This window comes from Streptomyces sp. SID3343, from assembly GCF_009865215.1.
In the GTDB taxonomy this organism is placed as follows: domain Bacteria; phylum Actinomycetota; class Actinomycetes; order Streptomycetales; family Streptomycetaceae; genus Embleya.
This window is the reverse complement of sequence record NZ_WWJX01001093.1, coordinates 1-3,162: the sequence shown is the minus strand read 5'-3', so window position 1 is coordinate 3,162 and position 3,162 is coordinate 1. Positions and strand designations below refer to the sequence as shown.

General features: G+C 71.5%; 2 protein-coding genes and 1 pseudogene. 2 read left to right on the top strand and 1 reads right to left on the bottom strand.

From position 1 onward, the window contains the following. Both GT354_RS34280 and GT354_RS34275 read left to right on the top strand, forming a co-directional pair. Positions 1 to 307, top strand: a pseudogene (locus GT354_RS34280) (hypothetical protein); the annotation flags it as partial. Further along, entirely contained in the window at positions 304 to 2,004 is a 1,701-nt protein-coding gene (locus GT354_RS34275) for a metallophosphoesterase family protein (RefSeq protein WP_161360268.1), read from the top strand. The pseudogene GT354_RS34280 and the gene GT354_RS34275, both read left to right, overlap by 4 nt. A 255-nt stretch (positions 2,005 to 2,259) precedes the next feature. Here GT354_RS34275 and GT354_RS34270 read toward each other — a convergent pair whose 3' ends face one another. Then, complete coding sequence (locus tag GT354_RS34270; RefSeq protein ID WP_161360267.1) at positions 2,260 to 2,991, bottom strand: spermidine synthase; 732 nt, start codon at positions 2,989 to 2,991, stop codon at positions 2,260 to 2,262. Positions 2,992 to 3,162: the final 171 nt, after the last annotated feature.

Genomic DNA, 3,162 nt, shown 5'->3' with positions numbered 1-3,162 from the left:
GGGTGAGTCGACCCGAACCCCCGGCCCGACCGAGTCCGCCGGCCCGTCCGCCACCACGCCCGTCCCGTCCGGCCCCGCCACCACCCCCGCCCCGGACGGCTCCGGCCGCGGTGACACCGGCGGCGGCCCCGGCAACACCGATACGGCCGGCTCCGGTTCGGGCACCGTCCCCGCGACCGCCACCGGTGGCGGCGGGAGCCTCTCCCGGACCGGCGCCGACGTGGTCCTGCCCGTTCTCCTCGGTACCGCCGCGCTCGGCGCCGGCATCGTCCTCTTGTTCGCCGCACGTTCCAGGAGCACCCGATGAGCCCCACCCCCGATCGGAACCCCCACCTGCCCCGCTCGGGCGTTCCCGACCGGCTCGCCGCCACGATGAGCATCGCCGACCAGCACGAGTACCTGCGCAGCCGTCGGCGCCGCAGCGTCTCCCGGCGCGGTCTGCTGACCGCGATCGGGGTCGGGGCGGCCGCGGTTTCGTTGCTCGGTACGTCCTCGTCGTCGGCCGGCGCCCGCCGTGCCCCGTCCCTGCTCTCCGGTACGAACTACGTCGACGGCAACGCGCTCAAACCGTCCGGGCGACACCTCGCCCTCGGCGCGGACCCGCGCAGCTCGGCCGCGATGAGCTGGCAGGTGCCACAGCCGGTGCGCCGGCCGTACCTGCGCCTGGGCACGTCGCCGAAACAACTGGACCAGGTGGTGCCGGCCGAGATCCGCCACCTGCACTCCCACCTGATCGAGTACGCCGACAACCCCGACTCGGCCTACTTCGACTACGACCAGTACCACCTGCACGCGGCGCTCGACGGCCTCGATCCGGGCACGCGCTACTACTACGCGCTCGGTCACGAGGGGCTGGACACCGGCTCCGTCGCGGCGACTCTCGGCTCGTTCACCACCGCTCCGGCGGCGGTGGGGGTGCCGGAACCGTTCACGTTCACCGCGTTCGGCGACGAGGGGGTGGAGTTCGGCGCCGCCGCCAACCAGACCCTGATGCTGCGTCAGAAGCCGGTGTTCCACCTGCTCGCCGGCGACATCTCGTACGCCGCGTCGGGCGCCGGCCTGCCGTCGAGCCACCACAGCGCGAACGGCGCGGACAAGCTCCAGCCGGAGGTGTGGGACGAATACCTGCGGATGATCGACCCCGTCGCCGCGACCGTGCCGTGGATGGTGGCGATGGGCAATCACGACATGGAGGCGCTGTACTCGCCGGACGGCTACGGCGGCCACCTCGCCCGCTGGCACCTGCCCGGCAACGGACCGCGCAACTCCCATGCCACCTACGGCTTCACGTACGGCAATGTCGCGGTGGTGAGTCTGGACGCCAACGACATCTCGCACGAGATCCCGCACAACCGCGGTTACACGGGCGGCGCCCAGACGGCGTGGCTGGCCGGCCATCTCGCGCAGGTACGACGTACCCCCGGCATCGACTTCGTCGTCGCGTTCTTCCACCACTGCGCGTACTGCACGGCGACCGACCACGTCTCGGACGGTTCGATCCGCGAGGAGTGGATCCCGCTGTTCGACCGGTACGAGGTCGACCTGGTGATCAACGGACACAACCACGTGTACGAGCGGGCCGATCCGATGCGCGCGGGCGTGCGTACACGTCGTGCCGCGATCGGCGACCGGATCCACCCCGCAACCGACGGCACCACCTACCTGACCGTGGGCAGCGGCGGCAAGAGCGGCTACGAGTTCTCCGCCCCCGAGACGTACGCGGGCGGACCCGCCGACGTCACCGATGCGGTCAAGGGCGGTTACTACACCAAGGGCGGCAAGCTCGACGAGACCGTCGAGTGGTCGCGGGTGCGCTTTCGCGGCAACGCCTTCATCGCGGTCGACGTCCGACCGGCCGCCGCCGGGCGCGAGACCACGATGACCATCCGTACGCTCAGCGCCACCGGCGCGCAGATCGACACCGTGACGCTGGCCCGCACCGCAGGAACGGCCATCCCGTCCGGGACCGTGCGCGAGCGGAGAGGCGAAGGCACGCGCGGCTGATCGGCCGTCGGGTACGGATCACCGTGATCGCGAACACCGGCCGCTACCCGCGACTCGCCCGGCCCGACCGACTCGCCGAGTCGACGGCGACCTTTGCCGCCGAAGTCGGGTCGTGACCGGCCCGGGCGGGCGCGGAGCGGCGCGGTGTCGATCGAAGAAGGAACCGACGTGGGTACGGGGGATTTTCGAGGGAGCGGGTGCCGGACCGGGGCGTGCCGGGGAGGTCGAACTGTTCGACGAGGCGGTTGGGTCGGCTCAGGTTTGGTCGGCCGGTGGTTTTCTGGCCACGTACACGGTGTTCGTCGCCGTGGCCTCCTGGAGGGGGTTGTCGAACATGACGACGTGTGCCGCCGAGTCCGGGAAGACCTCCTCGAGTACCGTGCCGAACGCTTCGTCCGGCGGGTCGTTGGACCACAGCGCGAAGACGCCGCCGGGGCGCAGCCGATCCGCGAGGGCACGCAGCCCGGCCGGCCCGTACAGCGCGGCGTGGCTGGGATGCAATACATGGCGCGGCGAGTGGTCGACGTCGAGCAGGATGCCGTGGAAGCGCCGGTAGGGCTCCTCGGGGTCCAGGCCGGGGCCCTCGCCGACCATCGCGAAGAAGTCGCCTTGGACCAGACGGCAACGCGAGTCCGAGGCCAGCCGGTCGCCCAGCGGCACCAACCCCCGTCGGTGCCAGTCGATCACCGCGTCGAGCGCGTCGACCACGATCAGCGTGCGCAGCCGCGAGTCGTCCAGGGCCGCGGCGGCGGTGTACCCGAGCCCGAGCCCACCCACGACGACGTCGAGTTCCGCATGGGGCAGTTCCGCCAGGCCGAGCCGGGTGAGGGCGATCTCGCCGGCGGTGAAGAGGCTGGACATGAGGAAGTCCTCGCCGAGTTTCACCTCGTACACGTCCTCGCCGGTCGCCGGGTCGCGTCGACGCCGCAGGCTGATGTCCCCCATGGGAGTGGGACGCCAGTCGATCTCCTCGAACCGCGCACTCATTCGTTCGCCCTTCCGCTGCCGCCGATTCCGCCGATGCACCCGCTGTAGCCGGTACCGGCGGGCGTGCCCGTGCCACCGTTGTCGCGGCGGTCTGTGCGCGCTGCCCACGATGTCACGGCCGCACCGACGAAGCGGGTCTTCGACGAGCGTTTCGTGCAGATTGGCTGCTCA

Coding starts and splice junctions, on each gene's coding strand:
- GT354_RS34270 (WP_161360267.1), bottom strand. CDS start 2,991: ATGAGTGCGCGGTTCGAGGAGATCGACTGGCGTCCCACTCCCATGGGG.
- GT354_RS34275 (WP_161360268.1), top strand. CDS start 304: ATGAGCCCCACCCCCGATCGGAACCCCCACCTGCCCCGCTCGGGCGTT.